General features: G+C 57.7%; 21 protein-coding genes. 3 read left to right on the top strand and 18 right to left on the bottom strand.

From position 1 onward, the window contains the following. Window positions 1–96: 96 nt before the first annotated feature. A complete protein-coding gene (gene tig / locus F4X57_14865; GenBank protein MYC08426.1) occupies window positions 97–1,503 on the bottom strand; it encodes a trigger factor in 1,407 nt (468 codons plus the stop codon). Between the two features lie 241 nt (window positions 1,504–1,744). Between tig and F4X57_14870 the strand changes: the two genes are divergently transcribed. After that, window positions 1,745–2,152, top strand: a complete 408-nt coding sequence (locus F4X57_14870; protein ID MYC08427.1) for a hypothetical protein — start codon at window positions 1,745–1,747, stop codon at window positions 2,150–2,152. 121 nt (window positions 2,153–2,273) lie between these two features. Here F4X57_14870 and F4X57_14875 read toward each other — a convergent pair whose 3' ends face one another. Beyond that, window positions 2,274–4,034, bottom strand: coding sequence for a nitrite/sulfite reductase (locus F4X57_14875; protein MYC08428.1), 1,761 nt, complete (start codon window positions 4,032–4,034; stop codon window positions 2,274–2,276). A 407-nt stretch (window positions 4,035–4,441) separates the two neighbouring features. On the opposite strand from F4X57_14875, the gene F4X57_14880 reads away from it, so the two are divergent. Further along, window positions 4,442–5,071: a redox-sensing transcriptional repressor Rex gene (locus tag F4X57_14880; protein ID MYC08429.1), complete on the top strand. Its 630-nt coding sequence runs from the start codon at window positions 4,442–4,444 to the stop codon at window positions 5,069–5,071. Window positions 5,072–5,088: 17 nt separating this feature from the next. Here F4X57_14880 and F4X57_14885 read toward each other — a convergent pair whose 3' ends face one another. From F4X57_14885 to pyrF, 14 genes are all read right to left on the bottom strand, one after another. Then, a complete protein-coding gene (locus F4X57_14885; GenBank protein MYC08430.1) occupies window positions 5,089–5,901 on the bottom strand; it encodes a hypothetical protein in 813 nt (270 codons plus the stop codon). A 97-nt stretch (window positions 5,902–5,998) separates the two neighbouring features. Beyond that, complete coding sequence (locus F4X57_14890; protein ID MYC08431.1) at window positions 5,999–6,445, bottom strand: F0F1 ATP synthase subunit epsilon; 447 nt, start codon at window positions 6,443–6,445, stop codon at window positions 5,999–6,001. A gap of 59 nt (window positions 6,446–6,504) precedes the next feature. After that, a complete protein-coding gene (atpD, locus tag F4X57_14895; protein MYC08432.1) occupies window positions 6,505–7,902 on the bottom strand; it encodes a F0F1 ATP synthase subunit beta in 1,398 nt (465 codons plus the stop codon). 144 nt (window positions 7,903–8,046) lie between these two features. Beyond that, entirely contained in the window at window positions 8,047–8,910 is an 864-nt protein-coding gene (atpG, locus tag F4X57_14900) for an ATP synthase F1 subunit gamma (protein ID MYC08433.1), read from the bottom strand. 44 nt (window positions 8,911–8,954) lie between these two features. After that, on the bottom strand, window positions 8,955–9,215 hold the full coding sequence (locus tag F4X57_14905) for a DUF4177 domain-containing protein (protein ID MYC08434.1): 261 nt from the start codon (window positions 9,213–9,215) through the stop codon (window positions 8,955–8,957). Further along, window positions 9,184–10,695: a F0F1 ATP synthase subunit alpha gene (locus F4X57_14910; protein MYC08435.1), complete on the bottom strand. Its 1,512-nt coding sequence runs from the start codon at window positions 10,693–10,695 to the stop codon at window positions 9,184–9,186. The genes F4X57_14905 and F4X57_14910 overlap by 32 nt, the downstream gene beginning before the upstream one ends. A 95-nt stretch (window positions 10,696–10,790) precedes the next feature. Then, window positions 10,791–11,330, bottom strand: a complete 540-nt coding sequence (locus F4X57_14915; GenBank protein MYC08436.1) for a F0F1 ATP synthase subunit delta — start codon at window positions 11,328–11,330, stop codon at window positions 10,791–10,793. Window positions 11,331–11,419: 89 nt separating this feature from the next. Further along, entirely contained in the window at window positions 11,420–11,923 is a 504-nt protein-coding gene (atpF, locus tag F4X57_14920; protein MYC08437.1) for a F0F1 ATP synthase subunit B, read from the bottom strand. A gap of 149 nt (window positions 11,924–12,072) precedes the next feature. After that, window positions 12,073–12,294 (bottom strand): ATP synthase F0 subunit C, encoded by a 222-nt coding sequence (gene atpE, locus F4X57_14925; protein ID MYC08438.1) that lies wholly within the window; start codon window positions 12,292–12,294, stop codon window positions 12,073–12,075. Between the two features lie 118 nt (window positions 12,295–12,412). Beyond that, window positions 12,413–13,465 carry a F0F1 ATP synthase subunit A gene (gene atpB, locus F4X57_14930; GenBank protein ID MYC08439.1) on the bottom strand — a complete coding sequence of 351 codons (1,053 nt, stop codon included), beginning with the start codon at window positions 13,463–13,465 and terminating at the stop codon, window positions 12,413–12,415. 54 nt (window positions 13,466–13,519) lie between these two features. Beyond that, entirely contained in the window at window positions 13,520–13,822 is a 303-nt protein-coding gene (locus F4X57_14935) for an AtpZ/AtpI family protein (GenBank protein MYC08440.1), read from the bottom strand. Window positions 13,823–14,240: 418 nt separating this feature from the next. Then, on the bottom strand, window positions 14,241–14,798 hold the full coding sequence (locus tag F4X57_14940) for a bifunctional nuclease family protein (protein MYC08441.1): 558 nt from the start codon (window positions 14,796–14,798) through the stop codon (window positions 14,241–14,243). A gap of 203 nt (window positions 14,799–15,001) precedes the next feature. Continuing rightward, window positions 15,002–15,205, bottom strand: a complete 204-nt coding sequence (locus tag F4X57_14945; GenBank protein MYC08442.1) for a DUF951 domain-containing protein — start codon at window positions 15,203–15,205, stop codon at window positions 15,002–15,004. After that, window positions 15,199–16,104, bottom strand: coding sequence for an orotidine-5'-phosphate decarboxylase (pyrF, locus tag F4X57_14950; protein MYC08443.1), 906 nt, complete (start codon window positions 16,102–16,104; stop codon window positions 15,199–15,201). Before pyrF ends, F4X57_14945 begins: the two co-directional genes overlap by 7 nt. Window positions 16,105–16,261: 157 nt before the next feature. Here pyrF and F4X57_14955 point away from each other — a divergent pair, with 157 nt between their 5' ends. Continuing rightward, window positions 16,262–16,981 carry an endonuclease gene (locus F4X57_14955; protein MYC08444.1) on the top strand — a complete coding sequence of 240 codons (720 nt, stop codon included), beginning with the start codon at window positions 16,262–16,264 and terminating at the stop codon, window positions 16,979–16,981. A gap of 50 nt (window positions 16,982–17,031) precedes the next feature. On the opposite strand, the gene F4X57_14960 is transcribed toward F4X57_14955, so the two are convergent. Further along, window positions 17,032–17,874 carry a maleylpyruvate isomerase family mycothiol-dependent enzyme gene (locus tag F4X57_14960; protein MYC08445.1) on the bottom strand — a complete coding sequence of 281 codons (843 nt, stop codon included), beginning with the start codon at window positions 17,872–17,874 and terminating at the stop codon, window positions 17,032–17,034. Then, a complete protein-coding gene (locus F4X57_14965) occupies window positions 17,871–18,353 on the bottom strand; it encodes an HIT domain-containing protein (GenBank protein MYC08446.1) in 483 nt (160 codons plus the stop codon). The genes F4X57_14960 and F4X57_14965 overlap by 4 nt, the downstream gene beginning before the upstream one ends. Window positions 18,354–18,394 lie beyond the last annotated feature (41 nt).

Genomic DNA, 18,394 nt, shown 5'->3' on the forward strand with positions numbered 1-18,394 from the left:
TTCAGGTGTGATAACGGTGTGACAGATGTAATCGTCTCCGGCGGTCCGATGTCGCCGGTTATGCGTTTGTTAAGCATTTGTTATGGGCGAACGGGTCTAGCCGCTCGTGGACTCGTCCTGTTCTGCGGTTGGTTCCGCATCGTCGTTGTCGTCGGCGTCGGATTCGGCGGGTTCGCCCGCTTCGGCAGTTGCAGCAGACTGGTCGGTATCGATCGCTTCGCCCTTGGCGATTTCTACGAGACGCTCCATCACCTTTTGCGAGTGCATCATGCGGCGGATGTTGGCTCGCATGTCGTCAGTAATTTCTGGAGTTTCGGGCGCGTCCGGATTCTGTTCGCGGTTTACATCAATGATGGTCTGAATGCGCTCGTCCACCTCGTCGTCCTCAACGTCGATGCCTTCCGCTTCGCCCAGCCTTTCAAGTGCGGCGGCGCGCTTAATTCGCATTTCCGCTTGTTCGCGCATTTGCTCGCGCAGTTCCGCCTCCGTACTGCCGATGGAGCGCATATAGTCGTCCATGCGGATGTTGATGCGGGCGAGCGTCTGCGCCTGCTCGTTCAGCATGTAATTGACTTCGTGCTGAATAATCACCGGCGCGATGGTCGCGGTCGCGCCTTCAATCAAGCTGTCGATTGCGGACTCTCTCAGTTCTTCGGCTGCGGCGTTTTCGGACTCAGCGTTGAGTTCTTCGACAACCTGCTCTCGCAGCGCTTCGAGCGAATCGTAGCCCTCGCCGATGCTCTTCGCGAATTCATCGTCGAGTTCCGGCATTATGCGCTCTTTGATGTCGCTGACGGTAACCGACACTTGCACCTGCTGTCCCGCAACCTCATCGACGGGAAAATCGTCCGCGACCGTCAGATCGAACTCGCTTGGCGTGTCAATCTCGGCGCCGACGAGCGCTTCAGCGAAGCCGGGGAACGGGCGGTCGGCGTCTTCTACCAGCAGGTACACCGTATCGGTCTCATCGAGTATGGTGTCGCCTTCGACAGTGCCGGTGGCGGTCATCGTCACCATGTCGCCCATCGCGACAGGACGCTCTACGGGTTCCCATGACGCCACGCTGCCGCGCAGCCGTTCCAGCCGTTCCTCGATCTGTTCTTCGCCAACTTCCGTCTGTTCGACTTCCACTCGGATGTCCTTGTAATCGCCGAGTTCTACTTCAGGGCGGAGCGGCACGGTCGCGGTGAAGGTAACGGGGTCTAGGTTTAACACCTCCATTTCGGGCATGCCACCGGGTTGAATCTGCTGTTCGTCGATCGCCCTGCCTGTAACCTCGGGCAGCATGGTGTCGAGCACTTCGTTCAGCAGCGTCTCGCGTCCCAGCATCTGCAGCGCGATATGGCGCGGCACACGCCCCTTACGGAATCCGGGATAGGAGATGAGCGGCTTTACTTTCTGGTAGCCGATATCGATGTATGGACGAACTTCTTCGTCTTCCAGTTCGATATGCAGCACGGTCTGTAGATCGACTATTTCCCCTTGAGTAATACGCACCAGAATCTCCTATAAAACAATTGCGATACTGATTAAGATTATAGCACGTGGATTGTGCGCTAGAAAACACTGAAGAAAGTTCACGATTTGCGCACTTTTAGGTAAGTCGGTCAGTTAGTCAGTTGGTCAGGACTGTCAGCCAAGAATGGCGATGTTAACGAATATTGCTGTTGACACGCATTCAGCAGTTGTTTAGGATTTGAGGATAGATAGGCTACGGGTTATAAGCGTATTCGGGGGAACGGGTATGCCTGACCAGTATCAGAAGGAAATCGAGGATATCCTGCGGAAGGCGGAATCGGAAGCGCCGCTGCCTTCGGGTGGCGCAAACCGCAGTCTGCGAGGGATGGTGTGGCAGTACACGCGGCAGGCGCTGAACAGCAAGGCTTGGGGCGTGTCGCCGGGCAAGATTATGCTGGGCGCGCTTGGCATAATTCTCGCGGCTGTACTGCTGCGGCCGTTCATACCGGGTATGGTCGGGCTGCTTGCTTGGGCCGGCCTCATCATCTTCATCGTCGCTTATGGGATGATTTTCCTGCGGCCGTCCAAGTCGCGCGGCGAGCGCAAGATGTGGCGCGGACGATATATCGACGATGACGATGGGGATGAAGATGGCGGCGGGTCGTGGTGGAGCAGGTTTCGCCGTAAGCGGTGATTTCCCCATTTTACCGCCGCAAGAGCGGTAACTCCCATCTTGCACAGACGAAACAGGGGCAGGCTTGAAGCCTGCCCCTGCTTTATATCCTATCCATCCTGTGTATCGATGTTAGTTCTCGCTAGACGGCGCACTCGCCTTCGCCGCGTTCTAGGACGTACTTGACTGTCTTGTCCCAGTCGATGTACTGTTCTAGCGTTTCGCGGTTGAGGTCGGGCAGCTCCTTGAACTCGCCCATCATCTCCTCGAAGTAGCCTGTGCCTTGACGCAGCACGTAGTCCTTGAACAACTCGCCGTCGTCGTGGCTGCTCTGGTAGTCGGCGACGATTTTCTTCAACGCTTCCGGCGCGCGCTTGGCGGGGATCTTCGCCTTGATGCGCTGACCGAATCGCGGGTCGTCCTGCGAGTAGCTGCCGCCGAGGAAGAGTTCGTAAGCAGGCACCTGTCCGCCCGGGCCTCGCGCCGCCGCGCCGTGGAATCCGATGTCCGCGATGTGGTGTTGACCGCAGCCGTTGGGGCAGCCGCTCATCTTCACATGCATCTCGCGCACCAGCGGGTCGGACTTATCGACATCTTCGACCGCGTCGGATAACGCCCTGCCGAGACCCATCGATGCCGTGATGCCCAGCTTGCAGCTATCGGTGCCGGGGCAGGACACGATGTCGGTGATTTCGTGTGCGCCTGATCCGCCGAAACCGATGTCGCTGAGTCGCTGCCAGACTTCGTAGAGCGCGTTTTCCGGTACCCAGCGGAATGTCAGGTTCTGCTGGTGCGTGATGCGCGCACGACCGCCGGCGTACTTGCGCGACATATCGGCGAGCTGGTGGAATTGCCGCGCGTTTATATCGCCGAGCGGCAGTCGGACAGTTACCGCCTTGTATCCGTCCTGACGCTGGTCTTGGACATTCGTCTCCAGCCAGCGGCCGAATTCAGGGTCGTCTCCGAATGCGGCGAAATCGCCGTCGAGCGCCGGGGCATCCTGCTCTTCGTCCTCGACGAACATCAGGTCGGCGGGGTCGAACGATCGCTGCGCCCACGACTGCTTGATTTCCTCTTCGACTTCCTTGCGGAATTCGTCGATACCGACACGCGCGATGTAGAACTTGATGCGCGCCTTCATGCGGTTGCGGCGCAGTTCGTTGGTGCGGTGGAATATGCGCAGCACCGCCTCGGTCATCTTCAGGTATTCTTCGACCGGTACGAACTCAAACAGCGTCGGCGCGATACGCGGCATAATGGATGTGCCGCCACCCACGACCATCTTGAAGCCCTTCTTCCCGTCCTGAACGCGCGGGAGGAAGCCGATATCGTGGATGGGCGTGATGGCGCAGTCGCTGTCGCAGCCGGAGAACGCGCTCTTTATCTTGCGCGGCAGGGACTGGCTGAAAGGATGCCGCACGAAATATCGCGCGTACGCCGCGGCGTATGGCGTGACATCGAACGGCTCGTTGGCGCACACGCCAGCGACCGCGCAGCCGGTAACATTGCGCACGGTGTTTCCGCACGCCTCGCGCGTGCTCAGCCCGACATCGCCGATGAGCCGCATAATTTCGGCGCCGTGATCGAGATTGATGTGGTGGAACTGGAAGTTCTCGCGCGTGGTAACATGCCCCTTCTTCAGCGGCGCGTACTTCTCCGAGACCTCGCCTAGCGCGTCAAGCTGGTCGGCGTTGACGCCACCGAACGGGCACTTGATGCGGAACATCTGCGCGTCCGGCTGGCGCTGGCCATAAACGCCCTGCCGCAGCCGGAATGCCATAAAATCGGTCTCCGACCATTCACCCGCTCGGAAGCGAGCCACCTGTGTCTCAAAATCGGCAATCTCTTCAGGAAGAATCTCGATGATGCTCTTGGCACGAGGCTTCCATTCCGTCTGGGTCATTGCGTAACGCTCTCCTTCCGCGTGTGCGTGGGTGTCGGATGTATTAACTGGGCGGGAATAATGCAGCAAACAGAAAGCCCCGCTTGATTAAATTAAGCGGGGCGTCTTATCGACTTCGGCAAAGCATGCCTGCCAACCCCTAGCGGTCGTTCATACAGGCGCAGATGTTGTCGAAAGCGCAATGCAGCATATTAGAGCAACTGTAACAACCTATCCCCTGTATGTCAACAATAGGGCAACGGCGCGGCGGGGAACATGGATGGACAGGATACGGGTTTCGCCTTGGCAGTTTGAGTTCTGTCGTGTTTGACGAAATAATGCCTTAATAATAGAATACGCAGATACTTTGTGCGATTTGCCACAAAGTTCTGAGTGTGTAGTCAGCGGGGGTAAGGATTCGGATGTCGATGGACTCTGTCGAGGTGCCTGAGGTAGTCGTTCTGAGGCTGCCTCTGTATGTTAGGGCGTTATCACAGCTCTTGTCGGAGTCGATTGATGTGGTGAGTTCGCAGCAACTCGGCAGCTTGCTGCAGATGACGCCCGCACAGATTCGCAAGGACCTGAGCTACTTCGGACGGTTCGGCAAGCAGGGCAGAGGCTACGATGTTCGCTTCCTGCTGAACGAGCTGCAGGAGATACTAGGGCTAGATCGCGAATGGCGCGCATGTCTTGTCGGCGTGGGACGGCTCGGCAGGGCGATCATCAACTATCCCGGCTTCTACCGCGAAAACTTCCGCATCGTGGCGGCGTTCGATGGCGATCGCGCGCAGGTTGGCAATACTATCGGCGAGTTCAATGTGCAGCCGATGTCTGAATTAAGCGATACCGTCATCGACAAGCACGTCACTATCGGCATCGTCGCGGTGCCCGCACAGCAAGCGCAGAACGTCATAGATGTGCTGATAGAGAACAACATCAAGGGCATCTTGAACTACGCGCCCGTCGCCGCCAAAGTCCCGATGAACATAGTAGTGCGCAACATCGATCCCGTCCTATCGCTGCAATCGATGACATTCTATTTGCGCGATATGGAGTGAAGTCGTGTCCGCTTGAGTTAGCGTGGTTCGGGCGGCTTCAAGTCTGCAGAGTAGAGCCGATGCCAGTATGCGCCGTTCTCGTCGCGGGCATCCACGAACTGTTCTAGCTCGTCATATAGCCTGCTCCGCGTTGCCTGCTCCATCTCGTCATCCGGCATAACTGCCGCCACTACCGGATAGGCATCCAGCCCGGTAACCGATCGGACAATCTTGGCATGGTCAGTAGCCCTGTCAACATCCTCCGTGTCTCCGGTATAAGAGGCTTCGACGACGATGTAGTACACCGGTGTCTCGTCTTCGGCAGTGTACAAATTTTCAACTGACGCGATAATATCCGGGCACAGGAAGGTTCTTGTGGCTCTTTTCCTAATGTTCAGAGACTTCACCAAGTCTCTGTTCTCTCTAAGCCACGCCTCCAGATTGTTTCCGGATATATGTCTAGTCTTTATGTCTTCCAAGCCATGCCTGTACGCGAACAGATGGGCAATCTCGATGTCGGATGCGGATGCGGCGCTTTGAGCGTAGTTGCCGCGGAAGCTGGATTGGGCGCGAACTTCTCGCCTGAAGGACTCGCCTAGTCCGTTGATGTCTCTTTCCACGACGTCAAGCCGCCTATCGATAGCGTTGGTCTGCTCAACGATTGCCGCGATGGTCTGGTCCATACGGTCTAGTCGCACGTTGGTCGCGTTGGCATGTCCGACCAACGCCGTGACGCTCTGCGGCACTTCCAGCAGTTCGACGGTGAGCAGTTCGCGCCGCATTGTCGCGCTAAAAGCCGCATCTTCACGCAGAATAAGCAGCAAGTCATCAGGCGTGTTGATAGTAGTCATGCATTGATTATGTATCTATCGCCGAATAGAAAAAGAGTGATGGGAGATTGATTCTGCCTCATCACTCTTTTTCAGTCCGGAATTAACAAGCGCCGCTTTAAGAAGGCTGCGACGGCGGCGGCGCGCCCACACCTCGGCGTGGACGGCGGCGGCGGGCGGCTATAAGCCTGGCTTGCGAGCGTCGCAGCGACATTACGGCGCGCTGCATGTCCCGGTCGGAGGCGCGGCCGGCAATGCGTTCTTGTGCTCGGCGAACTGCGGCTTCGGCGCGCTCGATGTCTATCTCTTCCGCGCGCTCAGCGGTATCGGCGAGGATCGTCACACGGTTGGCGAGCACCTCTAGGAAGCCTCCGCTTACTGCCATGTACGACTCTTCGCCGTCTTTGTCCACGCGGATTTCACCGGGCTGCAATGCCGTCAGCAATGGCGCGTGGTTCGGCAAGATGCCCAATTGCCCGTCGATGCCAGGCGCGACTAGCATATCCACATCTTCGGAATACACTCGCCGCTCGGCGGTTACTATTTCCAGTCGCATAGTAGCCATTCAGCCACTCCCAAGTTGTGTCGCCATTGTGCCAACGCAATTGTACTAACGCGGTTCGTCTAGCTGACTGCTGCCATTTGTTCGGCGCGCTCCACGGCTTCGTCGATTGTGCCGACCATGTAGAATGCCTGCTCCGGCAGGTCGTCGTGCTGTCCGTCGAGAATCTCGCGGAAGCCGCGCACCGTCTCGCGTATCGGCACGAAGCGGCCCGGCGCGCCGGTGAACACTTCCGCAACGAAGAAGGGCTGCGTGAGGAAACGCTGAATCTTGCGCGCTCTCGCCACAGTCTGGCGGTCCTCGTCGGAGAGTTCCTCGATACCGAGAATTGCGATGATATCCTGCAAGTCCGCGTAGCGCTGTAGCACCTGCTGCACGCCGCGCGCAACATCGTAATGTTCCTGCCCGACTACCGCAGGCTCCAGGATGCGCGAGAACGATGTTAGCGGGTCAACGGCGGGGTACAAGCCCTGCGCCGCAAGTGCGCGTTCGAGCGCGACAACTGCGTCTAGGTGTCCGAATGTCGTTACGATTCCGGGGTCGGTGTAGTCGTCCGCCGGCACATAGATTGCCTGGAACGACGTGATGGAGCCGTTCAGCGAGGATGTGATGCGCTCTTCAAGGTCGCCCATCTCGGTGCCGAGCGTGGGCTGGTAACCCACTGCGGACGGCATTCTGCCGAGCAGCGCGGAGACTTCCATGCCCGCGAGAATGTAGCGGTAGATGTTGTCCACGAAAAGCAGCACGTCCTGTCCGCGTTCTTCCTTGAAGTACTCAGCCATCGTCAGGCCTGTCAGCCCGACGCGCGCGCGAATTCCGGGCGGCTCGTTCATCTGCCCGAACACGAGCACCGTGTTGGCGAGCACGCCGGATTCTTGCATTTCGCGCCAGAGGTCATTACCCTCACGCGAGCGCTCGCCCACGCCGGCGAATACGGATACGCCCTCGTGCTCCTCGCTGATGTTGCGGATGAGCTCCTGAATGATGACCGTCTTGCCGACGCCCGCACCACCGTATGCGCCGACCTTACCGCCCTTTGTGAAGGGCGTAATCAGGTCCATAACCTTGATGCCGGTCTCCAGAATCTCGACCTGCGTCGCCTGATCCTCGAAGGTAGGGGGCTTGCGGTGGATGGGCCAGGTGTCGCCGCTTTCGACTTCCTCTAGGTCGTCCAGAGTCTCGCCGAGCGCGTTGAACAGCCTTCCGAGCGTGGGGTCGCCCACGGGAACGGAGACGGCTTGGCCGGTGTCAACGGCATCGACGCCGCGCACAAGCCCTTCTGTCGCGCCGAGCGCGAGGCAGCGCACCCAGTTATTGCCTATGTGCTGCTCAACTTCCAGCACCAGCCGTTCATTGCCGATGCTGGTCTCAAGCGCGTTGTAGATTGCCGGCATTTCTTCCGATGGAAACTCAACGTCCACCACGGTGCCGATGACCTGGGTTACCTTTCCCGTTGCCATGGTTCCTCCGTAAAAGAGTTATCAGTTTTTAGTTATCAGTTTTTAGTTGAAGTGGAGAATCCGAAAAAGTGGAAGTCCAGTAATAAAAATACCTTTGCAGTATCTAAATCACTGACAACCGACTATTGCTAACTGACAACTACCCTATTGTTCGACCGCCGCGACACCGCCAACGATGTCCAGCAGTTCCTTCGTTATCGTTTCCTGCCGCGCCTTGTTCATCACGAGCGTAAGGTCGCCCACCATCTCATTGGCGTTGTCGGTGGCGTTTCGCATCGCGACCATGCGCGCGGACTGCTCGCTGGCGATGCCTTCGAGCAGATAGTGGTAGAGCTGCATTTCCACATAGCGGGGCAGCAGCGCGTCCAGCACGGGGCGCTCGTCCGGCTCGTATATATAGCCGACCGCCTGTGTCGCTTCGAGCTCGGCGGGTACTACGGGCAGAAGCTGCGCTACCGTCGGACGCTGTAGCGTCGTGTTCACAAAGTTGGCGTATGCGACGAACACGGCGTCAACATCTTCGTTCGTGAACGAGTCGATGACCATGCGCGCGACCGGCGTTACGACATCCAAGCCCGGTCGGTCGGGAATATCGGTGAAGACGGCCTGGACATCCTGTCCCGTCCGCACCATAAAGTCCCTGCCCTTCTTGCCGAGCGCGATCACTTTGACGCCTGCGCCTTCCTGATCGACGACGAACTGCCCTGCGGCGCGGTTGATATTGGAGTTCAAGCCGCCGGTCAAGCCCCTGTCCGGCGATATGACGACCAGCCCGACATTGCGGCGCGGTCGTTCCACCAGCAGCGGGTGATGCTCTTCGTCGTCCTGAGTCTGCGCGGCGAGGTGCGCCAAGAGCGTCTGCATCAGATCGGAATACGGCCTTCCACGAAGGGCGGATTCCTGCGTGCGGCGCATCTTGGAAGCCGCGATCATGGACATCGCCTTCGTGATTTTCGCCGTATTCTCGACGCTGCGAATGCGCCGCCTAATCTGTCTTACGCTTGCCATATTTGATCCTGTCTCAGGTGTTCAGCGTATGAATGAGAATGATTCTAGGTCTGCTTTGGACGCTTAAAGTAAGCCCTGATGTACTGACCTCTCATGCCTGAAATTCTTTGGGAAACATTAACAAGTTCCCAGCCTTGACTGCCCAACGAGTTAAGTTCGTTTTGCTCCTCTTCCGGCGTCAACGTGCCTCCCCGCTTCTGTCCAAGAGATACAACTAGATACTCCCATATCGTCATCGCCGAGACCACATATCGTTTACTGATTACTGAAAACCTAATACGGCACATTCGCCTTGAAGTCGTCAATCGCCGCCTTCAGAGCCTCTTCGCTGTCGCCTCCAATGTCCTTTGCCTCCGCTATGCCGGCGAGAAGGTCGGGCTGGTTGGAAGCGAAGTAGCTTGCGAAGGCCGCCTCGAACGCCCGAACCTTTTCGATTTCAACATCGTCCAGATAGCCGTTCGCGAGCGCGTACAGGATTGCCGCCTGCTGTTCCATCGAAATTGGGGCGTTCTGGTCCTGCTTTAGGATTTCGGTGGCGCGCTGGCCGCGTTCGAGCTGCTGTCGTGTTGCAGCGTCAAGGTCTGCGGTGCCGAACTGCGCGAATGTCTGCAACTCTGCGTACTGCGCGAGGTCTAGCCGCAGGCTGCCCGCGACTCCGCGGATTGCGCGAGTTTGTGCGGCGCTGCCCACGCGTGACACCGAGAGACCGGCATTCACGGCGGGGCGGATGCCGGAGTTGAACAGCTCAGGCTCAAGGTATATCTGCCCGTCCGTGATGGAGATAACATTAGTTGGCACATACGCGGACACGTCGCCGGCGAGCGTCTCGATGATGGGCAGCGCGGTGATGGAACCGCCGCCGTTTGCCTCGTCGAGCTTCGCGGCGCGCTCTAGCAGCCGGCTGTGCAGGTAGAAGACATCGCCCGGGTATGCTTCGCGGCCCGGCGGGCGGCGAAGCAGCAGCGACATCTGGCGATACGCCCAGGCGTGCTTGGACAGGTCGTCGTATATTATGAGCGCGTCCTTGCCCTGCCACATGAACTCTTCAGCCATCGCGCAGCCCGCGTATGGCGCGAGATACTGCATTGGCGCGGGGTCGGATGCGTTCGCGGCGACGACGATGGTGTGGTCCATCGCGCCGTATTGCTCGAGTAGCGCGACAGTCTGCGCCACCTTGCCGACCTTCTGCCCGATGGCGACATAGATGCAGATAAGGTCGCCGCCGCGCTGGTTGATGATGGAATCAAGCGCGATGGCGGATTTGCCGGTAGAGCGGTCACCGATGATTAGCTCACGCTGCCCGCGTCCGACCGGGATCATCGCGTCGATAGCCTTGATGCCCGTCTGCACCGGCGTGTCCACCGAGCTGCGGATAGCCACATTCGGCGCGACTACTTCAACTTCGCGCGTGCTGCTTGTGTTGATGGGGCCCTTGCCGTCGATGGGCTGGCCCAGCGCGTCCACGACACGACCGACAAGGTCATCGCCCGTGGGGACGACGACCACGCGGCCGGTGCTCCTGACCTCGCTGCCCTCTTTGACGGCAAGTGGATCGCCCATAATCACGGAACCCACGCTGTCTTCTTCGAGGTTCAGCGCCATGCCCATGATGCCGCCCTCGAACTCCAGCAGTTCGCTGTAGGCGACGCCGGACAAGCCGTGAACCTGCGCAATGCCGTCGCCAACCTCAACGACCGTGCCGACATCAACCATACTCAGGTCGCGCCCGAACTCTTCAATCTGGCGCCTTATTACCGAAGCAATGTCTTGTCCTCTAACTGCCATGCAGCTCCTCCGTCCGAAGCGACGCTCCCAAGGGCATGTCGCTTGTAGTTTTTCTCTGCGCCCTAAATGCGCGATCCTATATGCGTCCTAATGGACTAGGCGCCTTGCACCAGTTCGCGCCGCAGTTCGTCCAGTTTCATTCTAGTGCTGCCGTCGATTACTTTGTCGCCGACACGCGCTACGAAACCTCCGAGCAGGTACGGCTCGACCCTTGTTGTCGCCGTAATGTCCTTGCCTACGATGCCCGTGAGCATCTGCACGATGCGCTGCTGCTGTTCGTCGTCCAGCGGCACGGCGGACACGATTTCGGCGCGTTCGACGCCGTTGTGTTCGTCAAGCATCTGCTGATACGACTCGGTAATGCCCGGCAGGAGCCTAGCCGAATTGCGCGATGCGAGCAACGATATGAGATTGCGCGCGAGCTCGCCTACGGAATCGCCAATGGACTCCGCAATCAGGTCGGTCTTCTGCTGCAATGTGAACTGCGGCGCGTCCAGGAAGGCGGCGAACTCTTCGTTTGCCATCGCGTCTGTGAGCAATGCCAGGTCGTCGAGCCATCTATCAGGCTCGCCCTGATCCAGCGCTATCGCGAAGACCGCTTGAGCGTACCTGCGCGCGGATGCTCCTCTTGCCATTTGACCCTTCTCGCTTCAATTCATGGATGCCGCCAAACGCTGGCAGCCGTTTCGATGTGCCTGTCGCAACCTAGTTACACCACTGCGCTTCAGTTGCTATTTATACGGGAGCCGCTCTCTTCCAGAACGCGGTCGATGATGTCTTGGTGCGCCTGTTCGTCGAGCGAGCGTTCAACAACTTGCTCGGCGGCGGTTATCGCCAAGCCTGCGAATTCGCTGCGGAGCTGTTCGATGGCGGCGTCTCGCTCGCGCTGGATATTGGCTTCAGCGCGGCTGCGCTCCGCTTCGATATCCTGCCTAACCTTCGCGGTCTCTTCCTCGCGGAAGCGGTCGGCAACCTCACGCGCGGACGCGATGAGCTGCTGACCTTCGGCGCGGGCAGCTTCGAGCTGCGCTGCCACTTCTTCTTGCGACGCGGCGGACTCTTGCTGCGCGCGCTCTGCAGCTTCGAGGCTTTCCCGAATGCGATGCGAACGCTGGTCGAGCATGTTCACGATGGGCTTGTACAGCGTCAGCCGCAATACTATGAGCAATACCAGAAAGCTGATAATATGCGTTAACAAGCCCGGCAGGTTGATACCCAAGGCTTCCATGCCTTCTCCCCTATCTTCTGAATGCCTTCATTGCCGCTCCCTTCCCCCAATACCCTATGGGATTACCTGCTATCGGCTTACCGCCGTAGCGCGATTATCACCGTAGCCGTAGGGGAAGGCAGCGCTGTTTGTTTGCTACAGTTGTGTGGTTAGACGAACTTAATGATGATCGCCACGACCAGCGCGTAAATCGCGATAGCCTCGGTGAACGCGATGGCGAGAATCATGTTCTGCTGGATGGGGCCCGCGGCGTCCGGGTTGCGCCCGAGCGACTCCATCGCCTTAGCGGCGAGCATGCCGATGCCGATACCGGGCCCGAGAGCGCCCAGACCGATAGCCAGACCCGCTCCCAAGCTTGCCATATCTTCCATGTTTCACTTCTCCTTCGTATTGATTTCTGCGTACCCTGTACTTTTCAGGTCCTACGCATTTTCGACTGAATGAGATAGATGTTGTCGTGATGCAACAATAACAATGTGGTGATGTAGTTTAGTGATGCTCGCCGCCATGCGCCGTGGTTGCCATCACCGCAAATACCAGCGTGAGCATTGCGAAGATGAACGCCTGTATCGCGCCGACGAACAGCTCCAGACCGAGGAACGGCACGATCCCGATGAGCGGGAACAGGAACGCCATTGCGAACAGCAGCACCTCACCTGCGAACATGTTGCCGAACAGACGGAAGGTGAAGCTGATTATCTTGGCGACTTCGCCGATGGCTTCGAGTATGCCGACGAATAGACCGACGGGTCCTTCTTTGAAGTTGATGAACTTGCCCACATGGCCGAAGCCGAGCGCGGACAAGCCCCATATGTGAATCGTGACCATGGAAATCAACGCGATAGCGAGTGTCATGTTCACATCGGTGTTCGCGCTGCGCAGGAACGGCACTAGAATGCCCGCTTGCTTACCCTCGCCGGCGCTGTGGGTTTCCTCGTACTCGTGGGCGGTGATGTCGTTCCCCAGCGAGCCAAAGCCCAAGTAGCCGAAGCCGCCATCACCCTCAAACACTTGCAGGTGGATGTCGTGCAGGTTAACTTGCTCGCCTTCGGGCAACTTATCTTCGACGTGGTGTATGTACTCTTCCGGCGACTCTATCCTGCCGATTGTGCCGAAGCCGGGCAGGATGCCTGTCCAGTTGGCAACCATGATGAACAGGAAAATTGTCATCACGAGCGGGAAGAAGCGGCGCGCGCGTTCGGCACCTGCGATTCGTTCGCACATGCCAAGGAAGAATTCGATGAAGACTTCTACGAGGTTCTGCAATCCGGTCGGCACTTCTTGCATGCGACGGGTTGCGAGGAAGGAGATAACAATCAGAATCACGATCGCAAGCCAAGCGGCAATCATCGTATTCATGAGTTTCCAGCCGGGCAGGATGTAGCCGGCGAGAACGGGTTCTGCGGGGAGCTGAATATGAGCCAGCGGCGCGCTGAGGAAGCCGAATCCGAACGCGCTGCCAAGAGCACCGCCTAAAAGACTGACTACAAATGCGATTACTGCGATTATAAGTATTGCCAGAGTCTTAGGATTGCTAAGCACGCTCTACAATATCCTTTTCAGTGTCAGCCGTCGGGCTTATCCGGAAAGACAGCCCTATTCGTCCCGTTCGGCGGAAAAGACCGCCAAGAGCATCCGCATCATTCCTACCGCCGCAACCGCAATGCCTAAACCAAGCCCCAACAGAGTGAACAAAGGTCTCAATTCCAGCCATTTATCAAGCAAATAGCCGCCGTATGTTCCGCCTGCGATACAGATTGCCACATACCAACCGATGCCCAGAAGTTGAAGCAGCAGCGCCAATCTTTCGGCGTTCAATCGCGCCTCCTTCAATGGCTTGTGTAGTATATCACAATCATTTTGAGAATGTAAATTTATTGTTACACGAGACGATTTCACAAATCCTTAATGTTGCTATTCCGCGCTGTCTTTGTCATTCCGAACGCAGTGAGGAACCTGAAGCATGTCCCTGCGAAAGCAGGGATCGTTGTATGCAAAACTGTTTCCGAATTCAGATTTCTCGCTTTGCTCGAAATGACAGGTATAAATTGCGTTTGTGAGATCGTCTTTACACGTTGGCGTGTGGCGCTTGCGCTAGTCCCCTGCCCCGCTCGCACAGATTAGCGCCCGGACGAAAGTGGCCTTACAAAATAAATGCCTACCAGCAAAGTCCCGTCCCGCTATGGGAGAAAGGACTCTGGAGCAGCAATAGCACCGTACTTTGCTACCACTATGCGCCATCACTACGACTGAATGCAAATGACCTCGCTATATTTCTAGCGAGGTCATATTGTTCATCACATTGGTAGGCGCAGGGTTACCTATTCTGTGTTGGCGCGTCACCTTGATCCAGATCGATATCCAGCGAGCCGATGAAGTCTTCAAAGGCGGATAGTTTAGCGCGCTCTTCTTCGGTCACCGGGCGCGGCGCATCGAGTTCGTGCTCGGAGGCGTGTACCGCTTTGCCGGTCTCAGCGTCGAGGATGATTGCCGCTTTATCCACGACGGCAGTTTCCGCGAATATGGGAGAGTCGGTGCGCACTGCTAGGGCTAGGGCGTCGCTTGGACGGGAATCTACTTCCATCACGGAGCCATTGACTTGCAGCACGATTTTGGCGAAGAAGGTGTCGTCGGTGAGGTCGGAGACGACGATGCGGTCAACCTGCGCGTTCAGCGATGTGATGACATCGAACAGCAGATCGTGGGTCAGCGGTCGAGGCACGGTTACATTCTGCAACTTCAGCGCGATCGCGTCCGCTTCGCTGGGGCCAATCCAGATGGGCAGGTATTTGTCCGTGTCCTTCACTCGAAGAATGACAACCCGCTGCTGGTTCATTAGGCTCACGCGGATGCCGTCGATGACCAATTCCAGCATCAGATCGTCCCCTCCAGTGGTTAATTTCCGATTGTCAGCATATTGTAAGCACAAGGCAAATGAGTGTCAACGCATGAACGGGGTAACTGCGAGTTGCTTGTGCGCAGTTCATGCCGTTCATAGGGAAGGCATTCTTCGCATCCGCCGATGAAATCTCAGCGCGAGCAGGAAATATCGACACACTCGAATTTCTGGTCGCGCCGTTACCGGGGAGGCGCCGCATCCTTGAACGGCTGCCCGCGCATGCGGCGTTCTAGCGATGAGCGCGGCAGGGTTACGCGGCGAGCGCAGCCTGTGCAGGAGATTCCGATGTCTGCGCCGACGCGGACTACGCGCCAGTCGAATTCGCCGCAGGGATGCCGCTTTTTCAGGCGCACATAATCTCCAATTTCGTACTGCGTTACCACGATACGCCCTCGTTTGCGAGAACATCGTTGATGGCGTCTCGCAGGCGCATTGCCGCAGTGCGCGCGCCGTCCGCGAATTCGCCGGAGCTGCGGTCGGCGTAGATTATGCCGCGCGCGGAGTTTATCAGGATGTTGGGCGGTACGCTGCGGCCGCCGTTATCGCGGTCTATGCCGTTCTTCACGGACGCTTCGAGTTCGCCGCCTTGCGCTCCGATGCCGGGTATGAGTATCGGCATTCCGGGGCAGCGTCGTCTGATTACGCCAATCTGATCCGGGGATGTGGCACCTAAGACCAAACCGATATTGCCGTTGGCGTTCCATTCGGATGCGCGCGCGGCAACCCACTCGTAGAGCGGCATTTCTTGACCGTAGGCTGGTGCGACGTCGCTTTCTGAACTGTCTGCATTGACGGACACAATAATATCCTGGAACTCGCGCGCGCCCTGATTTGATGTGCGGCACAAGACAAAAACGCCCTTGTCCGCGTAGTCCAAGAATGGTGCGAGCGATTCTCCACCCATATATCCGTTCACGGTAACGGCGTCGAAGCCCCAGTAATCGAACATCGCCCCGGCGTACTTGACGCTGGTCGAACCAATGTCGCCGCGCTTGGCATCGCAGAGCAGCACGACATCCGGCGCGGTCTCGCGGATGTGCGCTATCGTGTCGTGCAGCAATTGCAAGCCTTCGATGCCGAGCGCCTCGTAGAAGGCGATGTTAGGCTTGTACGCGCAGACCAGGTCCTTCGTCGCGTCCACGATGGCGCGGTTGAACGCCCGCATATCGCTATTTCTTGCCAGCGCGGGCGGCATCAGCGCGGGATCGACATCCAAGCCCACGCACACTAGACTGCGATTCGTGCTCGCTGCGCTATGTAGTTTGTCGGTGAATGCGCTCAAGTTCGCTCCTAAGTATCAATATGATTGCCATTGCCCCACGACCAGTTTAATATCGCGGCAGTGGCGCGACAAGTGTGGGAAGGCTGCTGATTGTGCTAATTGGCAACGCATCCTATCCTGCCCATTCTGAACATAGATGTACATATAGATGTATATAGTGGAGAAAGAATCACTTTTGACTGAAAGGCTACAAGAAATCTTTGAGCGCCTGCTGGCGCGCTACGGCGGGCAGCGCTGGTGGCCTGCCGACACGCCGTTTGAGGTGATGGTAGGAGCAGTGCTGACGCAGGCGACTTCGTGGGCGAATGTGGAATTGGCTATCGCGCGGTTGAAGGACGCCGGCGCGCTCTCGCCTTCTGCGATTCGCGATATGGACGCGGCAGAACTCGCGGCGCTCATATATTCAAGCGGTTTTTATAACATCAAGGCACGGCGGTTGAAAGCACTGGTAAAGTTCATCGGCGACGCTTACGGCGATAGCATAGACGCGATGCGCGCGGCGGATTGCGACACATTACGGCGCGAACTGCTTGCCGTCAGCGGCATCGGCGAAGAGACTGCTGACGCGATACTGCTGTATGCGCTGGACAAGCCGGTGTTCGTGGTTGACGCGTACTCGCGCCGGCTGACTGAACGGCTTGGAATCGCGCCTCAATCGCAGTCTTACGGCGCGCATCAGCGGCTGTTCACCGACAACCTGCCACACGACCGCGCGCTGTTCGCCAACAATTTACCACAAGATACTGCGCTGTTCGTGGAGTATCATGCGCTCATCGTGGAACACGGCAAGCAAGCGTGCCGCAAGACGCCCGTGTGTGCGAGCTGTTGTCTCGTCGATGTGTGTGCGACCGGGATGGAGCGGAATAGCAGGGAGTAATCCTGTACAACCAGCTTGTACATTACAGCCAGCCTGTACATCGATGTTAATTACACGCCTTGAAATCGGTCTGCGAATTGGGCGGCTAGGGTTTCGTCGCCGGATAGGGCTATTCTGCCGCGTCTGACGGAGCGGCGCAGTTGCAGACGGCTGTAGCAGAACAGGATGTAGGTGTCGGTGTCGCAGGTGAAGGTAACATCGGCAGGCGAGTCGTCGTCTAGTGGCGTATGGCGGAAGCGGTCGCCGGTGATGGTGATGTCGTAACCACCCTCAGCGTCCGTCAAGTCGAAGCGGTAGCGTATCGGCGTGTCTAGCGGAGCGCTTGCCTGAAAGCCCGTGCGCAGCCAGCGCCGCACGAACTCCAGCAAGAACGTCTTGGCGCGCGCGCTGAGATTGGCATTGCGGTCGATCGGGTAGCGGATGTCCCACGAGTGTATCGCAAGCTCGGATGCGCGAATGTCGATGAGCCTGTCCACGCTGATGACGAAATACGGATGCCAAGTGGGCAGCGCATAAGACGATTCGTCGAGGTCTAGCAGCAGCGTGTTGAACCGCTTGCAGCTGGCGTTGAAGTCGTAAAACAGGTCTTCGTGGATGGCGTTGCGCGTGTCCACCAGCCGATCGAGTCCCTGCTCCGGGCTTGATGGAGGATTCCAGCCCATCGGCGGCTCCACGCTGCCCCTCACAGCGTTCGTAATGCTCAACCCGAACACATTCGCGCCAAGGATGAGGTGCGTGATGACATCGGCAATCTTCCAACCGGGACAGGCGCTGGCATACACATCCGGGTCGCGCCAGATATTGTCGGGCAGAGTGTGCAGATACGCTGCCATCTCGTTTGACAGGTCGCGCACGAGTTGGATGCGCTCTTTCACTTGCTGTACATCGCTCATAGTTGCGCCCTTATCTCTTCAGCGATTTCGCGCTCTCGCTTAATATCAATCTGCACCTTGTCCAGTATATCAGCCGACCGTCGTTCAAGCGCGGCGAGGTGCAAGGGACCGTCGCCCCAAAGACTGCTCTTGCGGCGCGGCACGACATGCATGTGGAAGTGCGGGACTTCCTGCATGCTGGCGACGCCGTTGTTATTGTACAGCGTAATGCCGTCCGGCGAGTATGTCTTGACCATCGCGACGGACACTCTACGCACGGCACGCATTATCGCATGCAGTTCATCGTCGGTCAGGTCAAGTATAGTCGGCGCGTGTCTGCGCGGAATGACAAATACTTGCCCCACTTCATACTGCCGTATGTTGACGATTGTGAGCGTCAATTCGGTCTCTTCCACAAGCCCCTTGTCAAACCGCCCCGCTATCAGTTCGCAGAACACGCAAGGCGTCATCTTGGGCAATTCAAAAGGTGTATCCATCATCCACAACTACACTGATAACTGTTCGCTGAAAACTGCAAACT

The organism is Chloroflexota bacterium (genome assembly GCA_009840355.1).
Classification (GTDB): domain Bacteria; phylum Chloroflexota; class Dehalococcoidia; order Lucifugimonadales; family JADFKI01; genus Bin90.

Coding starts and splice junctions, on each gene's coding strand:
- F4X57_14870 (MYC08427.1), top strand. CDS start 1,745: ATGCCTGACCAGTATCAGAAGGAAATCGAGGATATCCTGCGGAAGGCG.
- F4X57_14875 (MYC08428.1), bottom strand. CDS start 4,034: ATGACCCAGACGGAATGGAAGCCTCGTGCCAAGAGCATCATCGAGATT.
- F4X57_14880 (MYC08429.1), top strand. CDS start 4,442: ATGGACTCTGTCGAGGTGCCTGAGGTAGTCGTTCTGAGGCTGCCTCTG.
- F4X57_14885 (MYC08430.1), bottom strand. CDS start 5,901: ATGACTACTATCAACACGCCTGATGACTTGCTGCTTATTCTGCGTGAA.
- F4X57_14890 (MYC08431.1), bottom strand. CDS start 6,445: ATGGCTACTATGCGACTGGAAATAGTAACCGCCGAGCGGCGAGTGTAT.
- atpD (MYC08432.1), bottom strand. CDS start 7,902: ATGGCAACGGGAAAGGTAACCCAGGTCATCGGCACCGTGGTGGACGTT.
- atpG (MYC08433.1), bottom strand. CDS start 8,910: ATGGCAAGCGTAAGACAGATTAGGCGGCGCATTCGCAGCGTCGAGAAT.
- F4X57_14910 (MYC08435.1), bottom strand. CDS start 10,695: ATGGCAGTTAGAGGACAAGACATTGCTTCGGTAATAAGGCGCCAGATT.
- F4X57_14915 (MYC08436.1), bottom strand. CDS start 11,330: ATGGCAAGAGGAGCATCCGCGCGCAGGTACGCTCAAGCGGTCTTCGCG.
- atpF (MYC08437.1), bottom strand. CDS start 11,923: ATGGAAGCCTTGGGTATCAACCTGCCGGGCTTGTTAACGCATATTATC.
- atpE (MYC08438.1), bottom strand. CDS start 12,294: ATGGAAGATATGGCAAGCTTGGGAGCGGGTCTGGCTATCGGTCTGGGC.
- F4X57_14940 (MYC08441.1), bottom strand. CDS start 14,798: ATGCTGGAATTGGTCATCGACGGCATCCGCGTGAGCCTAATGAACCAG.
- F4X57_14960 (MYC08445.1), bottom strand. CDS start 17,874: ATGAGCGATGTACAGCAAGTGAAAGAGCGCATCCAACTCGTGCGCGAC.
- F4X57_14965 (MYC08446.1), bottom strand. CDS start 18,353: ATGATGGATACACCTTTTGAATTGCCCAAGATGACGCCTTGCGTGTTC.